1 protein-coding gene is annotated in these 403 nt (G+C 62.8%); it reads left to right on the plus strand.

Going from position 1 to position 403, the window contains the following annotated elements:
* The coding region (locus tag EEB15_RS33475; protein ID WP_199236722.1) for an acetyltransferase at positions 1 to 403 on the plus strand (403 nt) is incomplete at both ends.

The raw sequence follows: 403 nt of genomic DNA on the forward strand, positions 1-403 counted from the left end.
CCGGCGACCTGCGCCAGGACACCTCGTACCTGGTGGTGAGCAACCACCAGTCCTGGGTCGACATCCCCGCGTTGATCCAGGTGTTCAACCGGCGCACCCCGTACTTCAAGTTCTTCCTCAAGAAGGAGCTGATCTGGGTGCCCTTCCTCGGCCTGGCCTGGTGGGCGCTGGAGTATCCGTTCATGAAGCGCTATTCCAAGGCCTTCCTGGAGAAGCACCCGGAACTCAAGGGCAAGGACCTGGAGATCACCAAGGCCGCCTGCGAGAAATTCAAGCGCATCCCGGTGACCGTGGTGAACTACCTGGAAGGCACGCGCTTCAGCGAGCAGAAGAAGGCCCGCCAACAGTCGCCCTATCGCCACCTGCTCAAGCCCAAGGCCGGCGGGGTGGCCTTCGTCCTCGC

The organism is Ramlibacter sp. WS9 (genome assembly GCF_003797765.1).
In the GTDB taxonomy this organism is placed as follows: domain Bacteria; phylum Pseudomonadota; class Gammaproteobacteria; order Burkholderiales; family Burkholderiaceae_C; genus Ramlibacter.